Source organism: Rikenella sp., assembly GCF_056799795.1.
In genome coordinates, this window is record NZ_JBQIQO010000005.1 from 49,084 (window position 1) to 64,937 (window position 15,854).

The following is a 15,854-nucleotide window of genomic DNA, read 5'->3' on the forward strand; positions in this document are numbered from 1 at the left end:
GTTGCGGGTGAACTACCGCAGAATAGATTTTCCGTACCAAGCCTCCGGCGCGTCGAGCCGCAACAGATCCGCGATGGTCGGCGCGTTGTCGTATTTCATCACGATGCGGTCGATTTTCTGTCCGGCCGGAATCTTGGGCCCGATGACGATATAGGGCACCTGCATCTCGCTCATGGTCTTGCCGCCGTGTCCCGTTCCTTTTCCGCCGTGGTCGGAGGTGAAGATGACGGCGGTCGTCTTCATATCCATGTTCTCCCGCACGCAGTCGTAGATGACGCCCACCAGCGAGTCGACTTTTTGGCAGGAGGCGATGTATTCCGGCGATCTCCATCCGCGTGTGTGTCCCGTGTGATCCGGTTCGCTGATGTACATAAAGGCCAGAGTCGGTTGCTGCTCTTTCACGAAGTCGCAGAAGAGCCGGGTTGCTTCGTCATCGTCGTCGCGAGTCGCCCGGACAAAGTCGACGGCCTCTTTTTCAAACAGATAGCCGATCCCTTCCCACGAATAGACCACGCCGGTCACCGCCTCCGGCCGCTGGTCGCGCACGAGGCCGAAAATTCCCGGAAACATCCCGTATTTGGTGGTGCAGATCGGTTCCACCTCCGGGGTCTTGCTCCCCCACTCGGTGAATCCGTGCATCTCGGAGCCGGCTCCCATCAGCAGGGTGGCCCAATTGATGGCGCTCGACGAAGGCAGTACGCTCCGCGCTTCGGTGGTGTAAGAGCCCGCTTTCATCATCCGTTCTATGTTGGGGAACGCACCGGGATTTTGGGTCAGTATCTCAGCGCTGAAGCCGTCCGTACCGATCAGGATGACGTGTTTCACCTTCGGTGCCCGTGCCGTGGCCGACTCGGCCGTCAGAGAGGCCCCTCCGACGAATGCGGCCGTCAGAAAGAGAGCGATTGTCTTGTTTTTCAGGAACATATAGGTTGAATTTTGGGTTAGTCGTTCTGTTCACATGTGGAAAAATAGGGTCACAATCCCCGTTTCTGCACCGCTTCGGCGAGCTGGCTCAAAGCGCGTTCGAGCACCGACCGCGGTGTGCCGATGTTGAGCCGTTCGAAACCGGTGCCCTCGGCTCCGTAAATGGAGCCGTCGCCCAAGCCCAGCCCCGCCTCTTCCACGAGGAAGCGGTTGAGCTCCTCCTGAGTCATCCCCCAGGCGCGGAAGTCGAGCCACATCAGGAAGGTCGATTCCGGTTTGTAGCACTTCACCGACGGCAACTCCTTCTGTATGAATTCATAGACGAAATCGACATTTTCCTGCAAGTACTCCAGCAACTGGTTCATCCACTCGTCGCCCTGCTCGTAAGCGGTCTGCAAGGCCACGGCACCGAAGATATTGCCGTTTTCGATATGGATTTTGTCCATTTCGGCCTGATAGGCGGCGCGGCGTTCGGCATTCGGAATCACGGCTGCCGCCGTAGAGAATCCGGCTACGTTGAAACTCTTGCTCGGCGCGATCAGGGTTACCGTCCGGTTGGCCAGATCGTCGTTCAGCGCGGCGATGTGCAGGTGCCGATGGGGCCGGAAGATGAAGTCGCAGTGGATTTCGTCCGAAATGATCGTGACGTCGTGTTTGCGGCACAACTCGCCGATTTTCAGGAGTTCGCCTTTCGTAAAGACCCGTCCGGTCGGGTTGTGCGGGTTGCACAGAATCATCGCGCGCGCCTGCGAGAGCTTGGCGTCCAAATCTTCGAAGTCGATCCGGTAGCCGCCGCAGCCGCCCTCTCCTTCCGGATCCTGAATCAGCGGGTTGTTCAGCACCTTGCGTCCGTTGTTCCGGATGGTGTTGGCGAACGGGTGGTAGACCGGCGGCTGGATAACGACGCCGTCGCCCGGCTCGGTGCAGCTGAGCATGGCGAAGGTCACCCCCGCCACCACGCCGGGCGAAAAGGCGATCCACGACGGATCGATCTGCCATTCGCCTCGTCGTGCCATCCAGCCGCAGATCGCTTCGTGGTAGCAACGGGGACGGAAGGTGTAGCCGAAAATCGGATGTTGCATCCGTTTGTGCATCGCTTCGACGATGAAGTCGGCCGTGGCGAAGTCCATGTCGGCGATCCAGAGCGGAATCACCCGGTCGGTGCCGAAAATGGTCATCAGGTCTTCGTATTTCTCGCAGGCGGTGCCGCGGCGGTCGATGCAGGTGTCGAAGTCGTATCTTTTCATGGTTCGTTGAAAATGCGTACAAATTTAGAGAATAAGGGGTATCTTTGCAACGTTTTCAGCATTGTTTTGCAAGTATATTATGGATCAAAAGCATACGAATAAGAAGCGTCCGTTCGGCGGACGCGACGGCCGGAGCGGTCGTTCTTTCTTCCGGACGCGGCGCGAGGAGGCGTTGCGTAACGAGGAGGAGGCCGAAGAAGAACGCGGAGACGAACGGACGGAGGGACCGGTGTTCAAGGATTTTCGGAACGACTTCAAGAAGAAGGGGCCGAAAAAGGAGTTCAAACAGAAAGAGTTAGGCCCGCGTCGGGATGCGACGCGGAGCGAGGGGGAGCGTCCGGAAGGGATGAAGAAACGGGCGTATGATTCGGATAAACGGCAGCCCTACTCCAAGAACAAGAACAACAAGAAGCAGGCCTATTCCGATAAGCGCTCCTCCGACGAGGGGTGGGAACGCAGGCGGCGGTATGAGGAGTCGGCGCAGGCGATGCCGGCGGAGATGCGGCTCAATCGGTTTATCGCGATGTCGGGCGTCTGTTCGCGGCGCGAGGCGGATCAACTGATCGAGGCGGGCGAGGTGACGGTGAACGGAGTGCGGGTCGATCAGCTGGGTTCGAAGGTGCGGCCGGGAAAGGACGAGGTGCGGCTCAACGGGGAGTTGCTCAAGGGGGAGAAAAAGGTCTACATCATCCTGAATAAGCCGAAGGGGTATGTGACGACAGTGGACGATCCGCATGCGGATCGGACGGTGATCGACCTGTTGAAGGGCGAGTGCAAGGAGCGGGTCTATCCGGTGGGGCGGCTGGACAAGAATACGACGGGGGTGCTGTTGTTGACCAACGACGGCAATCTGACCAAGGAGCTGACCCATCCGAGCTACAATAAAAAGAAGATCTATCACGTTTTTCTCGATAAGCCGTGCAGCGAGGAGGATATCGAGAAATTGACCGCCGGGATCGAGCTGGAGGACGGGCCGATTCGGGCCGACGAGGTGAGCTGGGTGGAGGGGAATATGCGCGAGGTGGGGGTGGAGCTCCATTCGGGGCGCAACCGGATCGTGCGGCGGATGTTCGAAGCGCTGGGATACGAGGTGGTGAAGCTGGATCGGGTCTATTTCGCCGGTCTGACGAAGATGGGGCTGCGGAGAGGCTTCTGGCGTTATCTGACGCCGAGAGAGGTGGGGATTCTGAAGTCGAACGCTTACGATTGACGTTTTTTCTTGTGCAGATAGAAAAATCCTGTGGACACATAATGATCAAAGTGTCGTCCGCGGGATTTTTCGTTTTCAGGCGGTGTCGGTCTTTCAAAGCCACTCGCGCAAGGCCGACCAGGCGTCGAGCTTCCGTTCATACGACCACGAGGCGTTGGCCGGGCTGGTGGACGGCAGGGTCAGCACGGCCCTCCCCTCGCCTATCGCGTCGAGACCGATGTGCTTCTTGAAGAGCCGGAAAGCAGGGCCGCCGTTGAAGGCCACGGCCCGGATCGAGGGGTGGGCCGTCAGCAGAGCCGGTATGTCGTTCGGGGCCTCGTCTACGATGTGGCTGTCCAGACTCCCCGCCCGGCGGCAACTGTGACACACGTCCCACAGGGCGATTCCGGTGCGGCGCAGCAGGGCTAATTTGTCGGCATAGCATTCCGGCATACCGTCCGCTCCGCCCAATGCGGCCATGATGCGCCAGAAGGCGTTGTGCGGAAAGCCGTAATACTCTTGTTTGGCGAGCGATGCGACGCCCGGCATCGTGCCGAGGATCAGAACTCGGCTCGTCGGGGTGACGACGGGGGCGAAACTATGCAGGATTTCCATTATTTTTGTATTGGGGCCTTGTGGGGCTCCGTTGGACGAAATTATGAAAAATCGGGTAAAGAAGACCGTTCCGGTCTTGGAAATGAGTTGCGCCGTCTGTGCGGCGAGCGTGGAGAGCACGGTGAGGGCGTTGCCGGGGATATGCGAGGCGTCGGTCAATTTTGCGGCCGGTACCTTGGGGGTCGAATACGATCCGTCCGAGATCACTCCCGAACAGATGCGCGAGGCGGTGCGGGCGATCGGTTACGACCTGATTATCGACGAGGAAAATGCCGTCGAGGCGCAGGAACGGGAGCAGAGGAGGCACTATCGGGCGTTGCTGCGGCGGACGCTTTGGGCCTGGGCGTTGTGTGTGCCGTTGATGGTCGTGGGGATGGGGTGGATGCATGCGCCGTGGTCGCCGTGGGTGCAGCTGGGGCTGACGGTGCCGGTGCTTTTCGTCTTCGGGCGCGGATTCTATGCGACGGGGTGGCGGCAGGCCAGGCACGGAAAGGCCAATATGGATACGCTGGTGGCGTTGAGCACCGGTATCGCCTTTCTATTTAGCCTCTTCAATACGCTGTTTCCGGAAGTGTGGCGGGTGCACGGGCTGGAACCGCATGTCTATTACGAGGCGGCGGCGATGATCGTGGCTTTTGTCTCGGTGGGCAAGTTGCTCGAAGAGCGGGCCAAGGGGAGCACCTCGTCGGCTATTCGGGGGTTGATGGGCTTGCAGCCGAAGAGGGCGCGTCTGGTCGGGGCGGACGGGACGGAACGGGAGGTGCCGATTGCGCAGCTCCGGCCGGGCGATCGGATCGCAGTGCGTCCGGGCGACCGGATTCCGGTGGACGGACTGGTGGTCGAGGGGACTTCGTATGTGGATGAGAGTATGATCAGCGGCGAGCCGCTGCCGGTGTCGAAAAATCCGGGCGATGGGGTGTGGACGGGGACGATCAACCAGCGCGGTGCTTTCGTGCTGGAGGCGCGGGCGGTGGGTGCGGCGACGGTGCTGGCGCGGATTGTGGAGATGGTGCAGCTGGCGCAGGGAAGCAAGGCGCCGGTGCAACGGATGGTGGATCGGGTGAGCGCGATTTTTGTGCCGACGGTCATCGGTATCTCACTCGTGACGTTCGCGGTGTGGATCGCTTTCGGGGGCTGGGCGAATTTGACTTATGCCCTGTTGGCGGCGGTATCGGTCCTGGTGATCGCCTGTCCGTGCGCGCTGGGGCTGGCGACGCCGACGGCGTTGATGGTGGGGATCGGACGGGCGGCCGAACGGCAAATCCTGATTAAGGACGCGTTTGCGTTGGAGAATATGTGCCGGATCGACACGGTGGTGCTGGACAAGACGGGCACGCTGACCGAGGGGAGACCGGCGGTGACGGAGTGGCTCTGGCTGGCTCCGGAGGCTGCGCGCGGGCGGTTGCAGGCTGTTCTGCTGGGGGCGGAACTGCGGTCGGAGCATCCGTTGGCGGCAGCTGTGGTGGCGGCGCTTTCGGAGGCTGGGATTGCGGCGGCGGAGGTGACCGATTTCCGCAGCCTGACGGGGAAAGGGATTGCGGTGCGGGGAGAGGACGGCGAAACGTATTGGGTCGGAAGTCGGGCGCTGGCCGCGGAGTATGGAGCGGAGGTGTCGGAAGAGGCGGGACGGAAGATCGAGGCGTGGCAGGCGGCGGGAAAGAGCGTGATCGGATATGGGCGGGGGAATGAACTGTTGGCCGTAGCGGCGATCGCCGATCCGGTGAAGCCGACTTCGGCGGAGGCGGTGCGGGAGTTGGAGCGGATGGGGATCGAGGTGCACATGCTGACGGGTGACGGGCGGAAGACGGCCGAGGCGGTGGCTCGGGAGCTGGGCATCGGGCATCTCCGGGCGGAGGTGCTGCCGGACGATAAGGAGCGATACGTGCGGCAGTTGCAGGAGCGGGGACGGCGCGTGGCGATGGTGGGCGACGGGATCAACGATTCGCAGGCGCTGGCACGGGCGGATGTGAGCGTGGCGATGGGGCGCGGGACGGATATTGCGATGGATGTGGCGATGGTGACTTTGATGAGTTCCGACCTGGCGCGTTTGCCGCAGGCGGTGCTCTTGTCCCGGCGGACGGTGCGGGCGATTCGGCAGAATCTCTTTTGGGCGTTCATTTACAACCTGATCGGGATTCCGCTGGCGGCGGGGGCTTTGTATCCGGCTTACGGCATCCTGCTGAGTCCGATGTGGGCGAGCGCGGCGATGGCGTTCAGCTCGGTGTCGGTGGTACTCAACAGTTTGCGGCTCAAATGGAGCAGGTTTTGAGGTACGGATGGAAACAAGATTGCCGCCCCGGGCTACCGCATCAATAGCTCCGGAATGCAGAGCAATGTGGGAGATTACGGCTACAGCTGGTCTGCGAGTTCCGATGTTCTCAGAAGCTACAACTTGGGATTCGGAATAACGCAAATGGGGCCGACGGACGATAACTATCGTGGTCACGGTCTTCCGTTGCGTTGCCTCTCGGAATAAACGGGCTGCGTGAAAAGCCGGGGCTACTCTACCCTAAAATCCGAAGATTAATTTTTCATTTACATAAAATGACGATTCATAAATTCAAAACCAATGCGAAATGCGGCGGGTGCGCGGCTGCCATCGGCACTGCGCTGGAGAAAAATGGAGTGGCGACGGGGGCGTGGTCGTTGGACTTGACGGGGCCGGATAAGGTGTTGACCGTCGAGAGCGATTTGACGGCGGCAGACATTGTGCGTATCGTGACGGAGGCTGGTTTCCGGGCCGAGCCGCTGGAACGGTAGGTGCGATATGGTCGAGCAAGTGGTTTTTACCCTCCGCGCACGTCCGCGCGGCTTTCATCTGATTACCGACGAGGTGATGGCCGCGCTGCCTGCGTTGCCGGAAGCGGGGCTCCTGCATCTGTTTATTCGTCACACGTCGGCGGCCCTGACGATCAACGAGAATGCTGATCCGGATGTCCGGGTCGATTTGGAGGCGATCTTCGATCGGCTGGTGCCGGAGCGACAACCCTATTTTCGGCATACGCTCGAAGGGGACGACGATATGCCGGCTCATGCCAAGGCGTCGCTCGTCGGGTCGGGCGTGACGGTTCCCATCGCAGGCGGTCGGCTGGCGTTGGGGCGGTGGCAGGGAATTTATCTGGGCGAATTCCGAGACTGGGCGCAAGGACGGGAGGTGGTTGCCACCATCGTGGGATAAGACGCGAAAATATGGAATTGACATCGGTGGCAGAGGCGGAATATCCTGCCTTGATTGCTTTGTGGGAGGCTTCCGTGCGGGCGACGCACGATTTCCTGTCGGAGGCGGATCGGCTGTTCTATCGGGAACGGATGCCGGGGTATCTGCGGGCGGTGCGGTTGGTAGCGGCACGGGACGACGGAGGGCGGATCGTGGCTTTTCTTGGGACGGCGGGGGCGACGGGCAGTATCGAGATGCTTTTCGTCGCTCCCGAGTGGCGTGGGCGGGGTATCGTCGGATGGGGTTCATCCGCAGGGGGCGATCGGATTTTGACGGAGAGGGGAAACCGTATCCGATTTTGCAGTTGGAACTGGCTGACGATGAGGAGGGTTTTCGAAAATAATCGAATGATATGAATTTGACGATTCTGTTATTGCTGGCTCTGAGTCTCTGTTTCGACTCGTTTGCCGTATCGCTTTCGTGCGGGATGGCGGTGCAGGAGGAGGGTGCGGTGCGGGGGCGGATGTTTCGTTTTGCGGTGGTATTGGCTGTGTGTCAGGGCGTGGCGCCGCTGATCGGATGGACGGTTGCGGCGAATTTTCGGGCGGCGATCGAAGCGTATGACCATTGGGTGGCTTTTGTGCTGCTGGCGGTGTTGGGCGGGAAGATGATTTTCGACGCTTTCGGAACGGACGAGGGGGAGGATGGCGGCGAGGCGGAGCAGATGTTCGGTTGGGGGCGGAATGTGACGCTGGGGATTGCGACGAGTATCGATGCCGTGGTGGCGGGGGTGGCGATGGCGATGTTGCCGTTGACGATCGTGCCGAGCGGTTCGCAGTGGATCAATATGTTGGCGGCGGTTTTGGTGATTGCGGCGGTGACGCTGACGGCTTCGTTGGCGGGGTTGCTGCTGGGGCGACGCAGTCGGGATCGGATCGGTTGGCGGGCGGAGCTGGTCGGCGGGGTGATTTTGGTGCTGATCGGCGTGAAGGTGCTGGTGGAGCATTTGACGGATTAGGTACTCCGTTTATTCCGAGAGGCAACGCAACGGAAGACCGTGGGCGCGGGTGTCAGAAGTGGTGGTGTCGAACCATGACATGCCGAAACTTGCACTTATGCCATAAGTATCTTTGGCAGAACAAGACCAGTGGGAACCGCTGCCGCCGATGAGTCTGAACGCGCCGTCCGTGGGGTGGCGGAAGCCCGGGGCGCGCCCACAGGGCGTTTTACTGGCAGCCTCTACCCTAAATGCCTCTGCCTCCCATTTATTCCGAGAGGCAACGCAACTGAAAACCGTGGGTACGACCGTGCGTATGGCTGGGATTGAGCCATGTTGGTTTGAAGTCGAGCCAAAAACAGTGGGAATTGTTGAACGAAGCAGAGTAGCTGTACCCGTATCCGCCGGGACCTACCAGTTCACCATTGGAACGTTCGCGGTAGCCCGGGGCGGGGCCCGATGAGAGGTAGGCAAAGGGCGATAAAAATTCGAATGACAAAGTAAAACATAGAAAAATGAGACGTTTTTTCATCTGTTTGGTCGGCCTGCTTTGGGGAGTAGGCCTTGCCGCTGCGCAAGAACTCAAAGTATTGCAAATCAACATCTGGCAGGAGGGAACGGCTGTGCCCGACGGTTATGACGCACTGGTCAGCGAGATCGAGTATGCCGATGCCGATTTCGTGATGCTCAGCGAGGTGCGGAACTACAACGGCACCCGTTTTTGCGACCGGATCGTCGAGTCGTTGCGGGCGAAGGGAAAGAACTACTATTCGTTCAAAAGCAAAGATTCGGGGCTGTTGAGCCGCTTCCCGATTTCGGACAGCGTGACGATCTTTCCGGAAAAGGACGACCACGGGAGTATGTACAAATTGGTCGCTACCCTGCCGGAAGGGCAAAAGGTGAGCGTCTATACGACCCATCTGGACTATCGGAATTGCGCTTACTATCGGGTGCGGGGATACGACGGGAGCACGTGGGCGGAGTTGCCGGAGCCGGATACCGACTTGGCGAGCATCCTGGCGGATAATGTGGCGTCGCAGCGGGACGACGCGATCCGGTTGTTCTTGGCCGATGCGGCCCGGGATGCGGCGGCGGGCCATCTGATTTTGCTGGGAGGCGATTTCAACGAGCCGTCGCACTTGGACTGGACGGAGGCGACGCGCGACAGTGCCGATCATCGGGGAATGGTGGTGCCGTGGACGGTGACGACGCTGCTGGACGGAGCGGGATACGCGGATGCCTATCGGGTGAAATATCCGAATCCGGTGACCCATCCGGGCTATACCTATCCGGCGGACTGTCCGGGGGCGGAGATGCGTCAGTTGCTGTGGGCGCCCAAGGCGGATGAGCGGGAGCGGATCGATTTCATCTTCTACCGGCCGGACAAGCGGCTGAAGTTGCGGGAGGTGACGATTTTCGGGCCGCGGGGCTCGGTGCAGCGGGGGAGACGGATGGTGGAGCATTCGCAAGACCCCTTTCTGCCGCCGGCGACGGATAACTGGCCGACGGATCACAAGGGGGTGTTGGCGACTTTCCGGGTTCGGTAATCGGGCTGTGAAAAATCGAGAGGGGGTGGAATTTCCTTAGGAAATTCCACCCCCTCTCGATTGTCGGGGTACCAGGATTCGAACCTGGGACCCCCTGCTCCCAAAGCAGGTGCGCTAACCGGACTGCGCTACACCCCGAACGTTGAATGTGGCGTAAAGATAGTGCTTTTTCCTGCGCTGACCAAACCCGAGGGCGGTTATTTGTTCAGCATAGCGATCGCGGTCTCGTGCAAAGCCGGTGCGGAGGCGATGATAGAATCGCCCGTCTCCGGCTCGCCGCCGTAGTAATCGGTAATGGTTCCGCCGGCTCCGCGAATCACCGGAATCAGGGCGGCGATGTCCCACCGGTTCATGATCGGGTCTACCAGTATATCGGCCCGGCCTGTCGCCAGCAGGCAGTAGCCGTAAGCGTCGCCCCACGTCCGCAGGAGTCGGCATTCGCGTGCCAGCTCTAAAAAGGAGGGCAGGTTCCGATGCAGTTCGATGTCGAGCAGGTCGGTCGTCAGCAGGGTCGCTTCGGCCAACGAACCGCAGTCGCGCATCCGTGTCGGCACGCCGTTCCAAAGCGCCACCCGGTTGTCGCCCACGATCAGGTCATTCAGCAATGGATTGTAGATGGCACCGTAAACCGCTTTCCCGCCGACCATAACGCCGATCAGGGTGGCGAACAGCGGGACGCCGTGGATGAAACTTTTCGTGCCGTCAATCGGGTCGATGATCCATTCGACCTGCGATTCGGTGTCGGGCGAGGTCGCCGGATGCGTGCCACTCTCCTCGCCCACGATCATGCCGCCCGGAAAACGGGTTTCGATCTGCGAGACGATATACTGTTCGATCTCTTTGTCCGCCAGGGTCACCGGCGAGCGGTCGGATTTGTACTCCACCCGGACGCGGCCGATGTATTTCTCGACCGTCTCCCGAATCGTCGGGGTCAGCGAACGGACGAAGTCCGAAAATGCTTCGAATGTGAACATAGTACTATGGAATGTGCATGAATTTATGGATCTGGAGCGAGATGTTCCACCGCGGATCGGCTTTGGCGTACTCCACCAGCACCGGAACCATCTCTTTGCGTCGGCTCCACTCCGGTTGCAGGTAGAGGCGGCAATGCGTCGAAACCCGTGCGGCATTCTCCTCGGCCCACGCCAGATCGCTCTCGGTCTCGATAATGACTTTCAGTTCGTCGGCCCGTGTCAAGAGCTCCGTCCGCGGCGGTTGTTGCCGCTTCGGCGACAGGCAAACCCAGTCGATTGCCCCCGTCAGCGGATGGGTGCCCGAGGTCTCGATGAATATCTCCAGCCCCTGCGCCTTGAGTGCCGCGGTCAGCGGCTCCAGCGGATAGAGGGTCGGCTCTCCGCCCGTAATCACGATGGCCTGTGCCGGCAAGGCCGCCGCCCGCTCGACAATCTCGGTCACCGGCGTCGGCGGATAGAGTCGGGCGTTCCAGGTGAATCTGGCGTCGCACCACCGGCACCCTACATCGCATCCGCCCAATCGGATAAAATAGGCCGGTTTACCCGCGTGGTATCCCTCGCCCTGAATGGTGTAGAAGTCTTCGACCAGCGGCAGCAGGCGGCCGCCGTCCAGAAGATCGTCCATATGCGTGTGATCTGTCATGTTATTCGTTGTCGCAAACGGCATAGAGCGCCCCGAGGTTCCGCCCGGCCCCGTCGTAGTCCATCCCGTAGCCGACCAGAAAGAGGGGTTCGGTCTCGAAAGCGGCGTAGTCGATCGGAAGCAGGCGCGCCTTTTCTGCCTGTGGGTAGTAGACGCTCGGTTTCAGGAGCAAAGTCGCCACCCGTACACTCCGCGCTCCGCGCTCACGGAGCATGTGGTACAGCGTGTCGATGGTTCTGCCCGTCTCCACGATATCCTCGGCGATCAGCACGTCCCGCCCTTCGACCGCCGCCGTCATGGGCACATCGACCGATACGGTTCCCGACGAGGTCATGCCCGCGCCGTATGAGCCGAGTTTGACGAAAGCGACTTCGAACGGCCCGGTTAATTGTCGGAACAGCTCCCCGGCAAAGACGAAAGCGCCGTTGAGGGTGACCAGCAGCAACGGCCGTTCGGCGTCGGCATAGTCGCGGTTGATCGTCGCGGCAAGGCGCGAAATCGCGCTCCGGATCGCGTCGCCGGAGAGGTAGGGCCGGAAACGGCGGTCGCGGATCGTTATCGTTTCGGTTTCGGAAGTCACTGCGGGTGGAGGCGTTTTGCCGAAAAATTTATACTTTCGCAAAAATACGAAATAAATACCCTATTCCTATGCAACCGAAAGTTTCGATTATCATGGGCAGCACGTCGGACTTGAAGATCATGTCCGAGGCGGCCAAATTCCTGGACGAAATGGGCATCCCGTTCGAGATCAATGCCCTCTCGGCGCATCGCACGCCGGATCTGGTGCTGGATTTCGCCCGGAACGCTCATACGCGGGGGGTGAAGGTGATCATCGCGGGTGCGGGCGGCGCGGCGCATTTGCCGGGGGTGGTCGCTGCGCTGACGCCGCTGCCGGTGGTCGGGGTGCCGATCAAGTCGTCCAACTCGATCGACGGGTGGGACAGCATCCTCTCGATGTTGCAGATGCCGTCGGGGATTCCGGTGGCTACGGTGGCGCTGGACGGGGCCAAGAATGCGGCGATTCTGGCCATGCAGATCATTGCGACGGGCGAACCGGAGTTGCAGTCCAAAATGCTGAAGTTCAAGTCTGAGCTGGCGGACAAGATTGCGCAGGCCAATAAAGAGCTGGCCTCGGTGGAGTTCAAAAACCGGGTACGGTAGGCGGACGGAGGTTGATTGGGAAAGAGAGCGGCGCTTTTCGTCCGTCCGGCGAAAAGCGGTCGATTTTGCGCGAAATTTGCTGGAATGCGCTGTCGGGAGCGGGCTCGCTCCATGGAAAATCAACCGAATGTAACGCATGGAATCGAATGTAATTTCAGCTTTTGTACTCACGCTGCTGGCCGGTCTCTCGACGGGGATCGGCAGCCTGATCGCTCTGTTGGCCCGGCGGACGAATCGGCGTTTTCTGTCGTTTGCGCTGGGTTTTTCGGCGGGGGTGATGATCTATGTGTCGTTTGTAGATCTTTTTCCGCAGTCGATGCGTATCCTCGGCGAGGGCTATGGCGAGCATTGGGGAGGGGTGGCGACGACGGCGGCTTTTTTCGGAGGGATTCTGTTTATCGCTCTGATCGACCGGCTGGTGCCGTCGGTGGAGAACCCGCACGAGGTGCGCAGTGTCGAAAGTATGCGGCTGGAGTTGCGGAATCGGGACGGAGGGCGGCTGGCCAATCCGAAGCACATGATGCGGACGGGGCTGATGACGGCGCTGGTGATCGGGATTCACAACTTTCCGGAGGGGATCGCCACTTTTATGGCGGCGCTGGAGGATCCGCGGATGGGGCTGGCGATCGCCGTGGCGATTGCGATTCACAACATTCCGGAGGGGATTGCGGTTTCGGTGCCGGTCTACTATGCGACGGGCAGCCGGAAGCGGGCGTTTAAATTTTCGTTCCTCTCGGGGCTGGCGGAACCGGTGGGAGCGGTGGTCGGTTACCTGATTTTGGCGCCGTTCCTGACACCGGAGATGCTGGGCTATATCTTCGCGGCGATTGCGGGGATTATGGTCTATATCTCGCTGGACGAGTTGCTGCCGGCGGCGCATGAGTACGGCGAGCACCATGTGGCGATCTGGGGGTTGATTATCGGGATGGCGGTGATGGCGGCGGGTATCGTGGCGTTTCATTAACGAAAAAGGTATGGGAAATCGGGTGACACGGTGGTGGAAGGGGCGTTCGATGAACGAAAAACTGATGTATCTGTTGATCGTGGCGTTGGTGGTGGGGATTGCGACGCGGTGGCGTTTCGTGTTCGGCGAGGCGGCGGAGGCGTTTCGGCATATTTTCGGGCGGTAAGGCCTCAAAAATGTGTGGTGGAGGGGTGAATCGGATTCAAAATTCTAATGGTTTACGAATGAAAAAATTGTGGTGGCTCTGCTGCGCCTGGATGTGGGGCTCGGGGTCTCTTTGCGCGGCAGAAACGGTGCCGGAGAACTTGATTCGGATCGGGACGGAGCGAACGGAGTTGATTCTCCGGAGCGACGACGATCGGCGGCTTCGGCAGGCCTATTTCGGCCCCCGGCTGGCGAACCAAAGCGATTTGGCTTACTTGTCGAAGGCTCGGGGCGGTGCGGAGGCTTATGTGACGCACGGGATGGAGGACTATTTCGAACCGGCGATCCGGGTATTGCACGCAGACGGAAACCCGTCGCTGCTGCTGACTTACAAGGAGGTGGCGCAGGAACGGAACGATTCGGTACAGACCACGCGGATCGTGTTGCAGGACGAACGATATCCGTTCGAGATGCGGCTCTTCTACAAGGCTTATCTGCGCGAAAATGTTATCGTCATGTGGACGGAGATCGAGCATGGGGAGAAAAAGCCGGTGACGCTCTATAATTACGCTTCATCGATGCTTCATTTCGGGCGCGAGGGGTACTGGCTGACCGGATTTTCGGGCGATTGGGCGCACGAGGTCAATATGGCGGAACAAAAGCTCACGTTCGGCAAGAAGGTCATCGACACGAAGCTCGGCGCACGGGCGAATCTCCATGTGTCGCCGTTTTTTCTGCTGGGACTCGACGGGGCGGCGTGCGAGAAGACGGGCGACGTGTTGGTCGGGACGTTGGGCTGGACGGGTAACTTCCGATTTACGTTCGAGGTCGATAACGCCAACGACCTGCGGCTCATTGCGGGGATCAACCCCTCCGGGTCGGAGTACCGGCTGCCGCGGGGCGAGGTGTTCCGTACGCCGGACTTCATCTTCACCTACAGTACGGAGGGAACGGGGGCGGCGAGTCGCGACCTGCACAACTGGGCGCGGAAATACCGGATCAAGGATGGCATGGGCGACCGGATGACGTTGCTCAACAACTGGGAGGCGACCTATTTCGACTTCGACCAGGCGAAACTGGAGCGGATCATTGCCGATGCGGCGGAGCTCGGGGTGGACATGTTCCTGTTGGACGACGGTTGGTTCGGAAACAAATATCCGCGTTCGAACGACCGGGCGGGGCTGGGCGACTGGCAAGAGACGCGGGCCAAGCTGCCGGAAGGGATCGGCGCGCTGACGGCGGCGGCCAAAAAAGAGGGGGTGAAGTTCGGCCTCTGGATCGAACCGGAGATGGTCAATCCGAAGAGCGAACTGTATGAAAAACACAAGGATTGGGTGATCCACCTGCCGAACCGCGAGGAGTACCTCTACCGAAATCAGATGGTGCTCGACTTGTCGAATCCGGCGGTGCAGGACTTCGTGTTCGGGGTGGTGGACGGCCTCCTGACGCGTTATCCGGAGATCGCTTACTTCAAATGGGATTGCAACAGCCCGATCACCAACATCTACTCGCCTTATCTCGGGGCGGACAAACAGTCGAACCTCTATGTCGACTATGTGCGGGGCTTGTATCGGGTGCTCGACCGGGTGGCGGCCAAGTATCCGACTCTGCCGATGATGCTCTGTTCGGGTGGCGGGGGACGGACCGATTACGAAGGGTTGCGCTACTTCACGGAGTTTTGGGCGAGCGATAATACGGATCCGGTGGAGCGGATTTTTATCCAGTGGGGCTACTCGTATCTCTTTCCGGCCAAGGCTACGGCGGCGCACGTAACGTCGTGGGGAAAGCAGTCGTTGAAGTTCCGGACGGATGTGGCGATGATGGGGAAATTGGGATTCGATATCCGGGTGGATGAGCTTTCGGAGCCGGAGCGGGAGTTTGCGCGGGCGGCGGTGGCGAACTACAACCGACTGAAACCGGTGATTCTCGACGGGGATCTCTATCGGCTGGTGTCGCCTTACTCGGGCGAACATTCGGCGGTGATGTATGCCGATAAGGGGCGGGAGCGGGCGGTCGTCTTCGCTTTCAACCGCAATCCGAGGTTCTCGGCACCGATTCGGAATGTGCGGCTCGATGGGCTGGAACCGCAACGCATTTACACGGTGCGGGAGATCAACCGGATGCCGGGTGCGCGATCGGATTGGGGGGACGATGGGCAGCGTTTTTCGGGCGACTATCTGATGAAGGTCGGTTTGCCGCTCTTCTCGGGCGCGCACCTGACCAGCCGGGTGGTGGAGGTGGTGGCGACGGGGATCGATCGGAACGGGCTGTGTTCCGAATGAAATAAGCGAA

19 protein-coding genes and 1 tRNA gene are annotated in these 15,854 nt (G+C 60.2%); 12 read left to right on the forward strand and 8 right to left on the reverse strand.

From position 1 onward, the window contains the following. Positions 1-12: 12 nt before the first annotated feature. Together ACTO3O_RS02395 and ACTO3O_RS02400 are read right to left on the reverse strand one after the other, a co-directional pair. Positions 13-924, reverse strand: coding sequence for an alkaline phosphatase family protein (locus ACTO3O_RS02395; RefSeq protein ID WP_297829439.1), 912 nt, complete (start codon positions 922-924; stop codon positions 13-15). 50 nt (positions 925-974) lie between these two features. Next, positions 975-2,171 carry a MalY/PatB family protein gene (locus tag ACTO3O_RS02400; RefSeq protein WP_297829442.1) on the reverse strand — a complete coding sequence of 399 codons (1,197 nt, stop codon included), beginning with the start codon at positions 2,169-2,171 and terminating at the stop codon, positions 975-977. A gap of 79 nt (positions 2,172-2,250) precedes the next feature. On the opposite strand from ACTO3O_RS02400, the gene ACTO3O_RS02405 reads away from it, so the two are divergent. Continuing rightward, the gene (locus ACTO3O_RS02405) at positions 2,251-3,381 is read left to right on the forward strand and encodes a pseudouridine synthase (protein WP_297829445.1); all 1,131 of its coding nucleotides are present in this window, start codon (positions 2,251-2,253) and stop codon (positions 3,379-3,381) included. A gap of 93 nt (positions 3,382-3,474) precedes the next feature. On the opposite strand, the gene ACTO3O_RS02410 is transcribed toward ACTO3O_RS02405, so the two are convergent. Next, positions 3,475-3,975 carry a DNA-deoxyinosine glycosylase gene (locus ACTO3O_RS02410; protein WP_297829448.1) on the reverse strand — a complete coding sequence of 167 codons (501 nt, stop codon included), beginning with the start codon at positions 3,973-3,975 and terminating at the stop codon, positions 3,475-3,477. Positions 3,976-4,018: 43 nt separating this feature from the next. On the opposite strand from ACTO3O_RS02410, the gene ACTO3O_RS02415 reads away from it, so the two are divergent. The 6 genes from ACTO3O_RS02415 (at position 4,019) to ACTO3O_RS02440 (ending at position 8,150) form a co-directional block, all read left to right on the forward strand. After that, positions 4,019-6,244 carry a heavy metal translocating P-type ATPase gene (locus ACTO3O_RS02415; RefSeq protein WP_297829451.1) on the forward strand — a complete coding sequence of 742 codons (2,226 nt, stop codon included), beginning with the start codon at positions 4,019-4,021 and terminating at the stop codon, positions 6,242-6,244. Between the two features lie 54 nt (positions 6,245-6,298). Further along, entirely contained in the window at positions 6,299-6,451 is a 153-nt protein-coding gene (locus tag ACTO3O_RS02420) for a hypothetical protein (protein WP_297829454.1), read from the forward strand. Positions 6,452-6,519: 68 nt separating this feature from the next. Continuing rightward, a complete protein-coding gene (locus ACTO3O_RS02425; protein ID WP_294591251.1) occupies positions 6,520-6,735 on the forward strand; it encodes a heavy-metal-associated domain-containing protein in 216 nt (71 codons plus the stop codon). A gap of 7 nt (positions 6,736-6,742) precedes the next feature. After that, positions 6,743-7,153: a secondary thiamine-phosphate synthase enzyme YjbQ gene (locus ACTO3O_RS02430; protein WP_294591249.1), complete on the forward strand. Its 411-nt coding sequence runs from the start codon at positions 6,743-6,745 to the stop codon at positions 7,151-7,153. An 11-nt stretch (positions 7,154-7,164) separates the two neighbouring features. After that, positions 7,165-7,548 (forward strand): GNAT family protein, encoded by a 384-nt coding sequence (locus ACTO3O_RS02435; protein WP_297829460.1) that lies wholly within the window; start codon positions 7,165-7,167, stop codon positions 7,546-7,548. Beyond that, positions 7,545-8,150 (forward strand): manganese efflux pump MntP, encoded by a 606-nt coding sequence (locus ACTO3O_RS02440; RefSeq protein WP_297829463.1) that lies wholly within the window; start codon positions 7,545-7,547, stop codon positions 8,148-8,150. The genes ACTO3O_RS02435 and ACTO3O_RS02440 overlap by 4 nt, the downstream gene beginning before the upstream one ends. A gap of 247 nt (positions 8,151-8,397) precedes the next feature. On the opposite strand, the gene ACTO3O_RS02445 is transcribed toward ACTO3O_RS02440, so the two are convergent. Then, the gene (locus ACTO3O_RS02445; RefSeq protein WP_298080795.1) at positions 8,398-8,661 is read right to left on the reverse strand and encodes a hypothetical protein; all 264 of its coding nucleotides are present in this window, start codon (positions 8,659-8,661) and stop codon (positions 8,398-8,400) included. On the opposite strand from ACTO3O_RS02445, the gene ACTO3O_RS02450 reads away from it, so the two are divergent. Continuing rightward, positions 8,645-9,676: an endonuclease/exonuclease/phosphatase family protein gene (locus ACTO3O_RS02450; RefSeq protein ID WP_297829469.1), complete on the forward strand. Its 1,032-nt coding sequence runs from the start codon at positions 8,645-8,647 to the stop codon at positions 9,674-9,676. The two genes, ACTO3O_RS02445 and ACTO3O_RS02450, sit on opposite strands and share 17 nt — an antisense overlap. Before the next feature lie 63 nt (positions 9,677-9,739). Here the strand turns inward: ACTO3O_RS02450 and ACTO3O_RS02455 are convergent. The 4 genes from ACTO3O_RS02455 to ACTO3O_RS02470 all read right to left on the reverse strand — a co-directional run bounded on the left by ACTO3O_RS02455 (position 9,740) and on the right by ACTO3O_RS02470 (position 11,873). Then, positions 9,740-9,814 (reverse strand) — tRNA-Pro (locus tag ACTO3O_RS02455). A gap of 59 nt (positions 9,815-9,873) precedes the next feature. After that, positions 9,874-10,650: an inositol monophosphatase family protein gene (locus ACTO3O_RS02460; protein WP_297829472.1), complete on the reverse strand. Its 777-nt coding sequence runs from the start codon at positions 10,648-10,650 to the stop codon at positions 9,874-9,876. Positions 10,651-10,654: 4 nt separating this feature from the next. Continuing rightward, positions 10,655-11,293 carry a 7-carboxy-7-deazaguanine synthase QueE gene (locus tag ACTO3O_RS02465; protein ID WP_297829475.1) on the reverse strand — a complete coding sequence of 213 codons (639 nt, stop codon included), beginning with the start codon at positions 11,291-11,293 and terminating at the stop codon, positions 10,655-10,657. A 1-nt stretch (position 11,294) separates the two neighbouring features. After that, positions 11,295-11,873, reverse strand: coding sequence for a phosphoribosyltransferase (locus ACTO3O_RS02470; RefSeq protein ID WP_297829478.1), 579 nt, complete (start codon positions 11,871-11,873; stop codon positions 11,295-11,297). Between the two features lie 68 nt (positions 11,874-11,941). On the opposite strand from ACTO3O_RS02470, the gene purE reads away from it, so the two are divergent. The 4 genes from purE to ACTO3O_RS02490 all read left to right on the forward strand — a co-directional run bounded on the left by purE (position 11,942) and on the right by ACTO3O_RS02490 (position 15,844). Further along, positions 11,942-12,454: a 5-(carboxyamino)imidazole ribonucleotide mutase gene (gene purE, locus ACTO3O_RS02475; protein WP_297829481.1), complete on the forward strand. Its 513-nt coding sequence runs from the start codon at positions 11,942-11,944 to the stop codon at positions 12,452-12,454. Between the two features lie 136 nt (positions 12,455-12,590). Continuing rightward, a complete protein-coding gene (gene zupT, locus ACTO3O_RS02480) occupies positions 12,591-13,418 on the forward strand; it encodes a zinc transporter ZupT (RefSeq protein ID WP_294591231.1) in 828 nt (275 codons plus the stop codon). A 10-nt stretch (positions 13,419-13,428) separates the two neighbouring features. Next, complete coding sequence (locus ACTO3O_RS02485) at positions 13,429-13,584, forward strand: hypothetical protein (RefSeq protein ID WP_297829484.1); 156 nt, start codon at positions 13,429-13,431, stop codon at positions 13,582-13,584. Positions 13,585-13,642: 58 nt separating this feature from the next. Continuing rightward, positions 13,643-15,844: an alpha-galactosidase gene (locus ACTO3O_RS02490; protein ID WP_482596413.1), complete on the forward strand. Its 2,202-nt coding sequence runs from the start codon at positions 13,643-13,645 to the stop codon at positions 15,842-15,844. The last annotated feature ends 10 nt before the right edge of the window (positions 15,845-15,854 follow it).

Excerpts from the sequence above, each read along its gene's own strand:
- ACTO3O_RS02445 (WP_298080795.1), bottom strand. The coding sequence starts at position 8,661 with ATGAAAAAACGTCTCATTTTTCTATGTTTTACTTTGTCATTCGAATTT.
- ACTO3O_RS02415 (WP_297829451.1), top strand. The coding sequence starts at position 4,019 with ATGAAAAATCGGGTAAAGAAGACCGTTCCGGTCTTGGAAATGAGTTGC.
- ACTO3O_RS02410 (WP_297829448.1), bottom strand. The coding sequence starts at position 3,975 with ATGGAAATCCTGCATAGTTTCGCCCCCGTCGTCACCCCGACGAGCCGA.
- ACTO3O_RS02465 (WP_297829475.1), bottom strand. The coding sequence starts at position 11,293 with ATGACAGATCACACGCATATGGACGATCTTCTGGACGGCGGCCGCCTG.
- ACTO3O_RS02485 (WP_297829484.1), top strand. The coding sequence starts at position 13,429 with ATGGGAAATCGGGTGACACGGTGGTGGAAGGGGCGTTCGATGAACGAA.
- ACTO3O_RS02395 (WP_297829439.1), bottom strand. The coding sequence starts at position 924 with ATGTTCCTGAAAAACAAGACAATCGCTCTCTTTCTGACGGCCGCATTC.
- zupT (WP_294591231.1), top strand. The coding sequence starts at position 12,591 with ATGGAATCGAATGTAATTTCAGCTTTTGTACTCACGCTGCTGGCCGGT.
- ACTO3O_RS02490 (WP_482596413.1), top strand. The coding sequence starts at position 13,643 with ATGAAAAAATTGTGGTGGCTCTGCTGCGCCTGGATGTGGGGCTCGGGG.
- ACTO3O_RS02405 (WP_297829445.1), top strand. The coding sequence starts at position 2,251 with ATGGATCAAAAGCATACGAATAAGAAGCGTCCGTTCGGCGGACGCGAC.
- ACTO3O_RS02430 (WP_294591249.1), top strand. The coding sequence starts at position 6,743 with ATGGTCGAGCAAGTGGTTTTTACCCTCCGCGCACGTCCGCGCGGCTTT.
- ACTO3O_RS02425 (WP_294591251.1), top strand. The coding sequence starts at position 6,520 with ATGACGATTCATAAATTCAAAACCAATGCGAAATGCGGCGGGTGCGCG.
- ACTO3O_RS02440 (WP_297829463.1), top strand. The coding sequence starts at position 7,545 with ATGAATTTGACGATTCTGTTATTGCTGGCTCTGAGTCTCTGTTTCGAC.
- ACTO3O_RS02400 (WP_297829442.1), bottom strand. The coding sequence starts at position 2,171 with ATGAAAAGATACGACTTCGACACCTGCATCGACCGCCGCGGCACCGCC.
- ACTO3O_RS02450 (WP_297829469.1), top strand. The coding sequence starts at position 8,645 with ATGAGACGTTTTTTCATCTGTTTGGTCGGCCTGCTTTGGGGAGTAGGC.
- ACTO3O_RS02420 (WP_297829454.1), top strand. The coding sequence starts at position 6,299 with ATGCAGAGCAATGTGGGAGATTACGGCTACAGCTGGTCTGCGAGTTCC.
- purE (WP_297829481.1), top strand. The coding sequence starts at position 11,942 with ATGCAACCGAAAGTTTCGATTATCATGGGCAGCACGTCGGACTTGAAG.
- ACTO3O_RS02435 (WP_297829460.1), top strand. The coding sequence starts at position 7,165 with ATGGAATTGACATCGGTGGCAGAGGCGGAATATCCTGCCTTGATTGCT.
- ACTO3O_RS02460 (WP_297829472.1), bottom strand. The coding sequence starts at position 10,650 with ATGTTCACATTCGAAGCATTTTCGGACTTCGTCCGTTCGCTGACCCCG.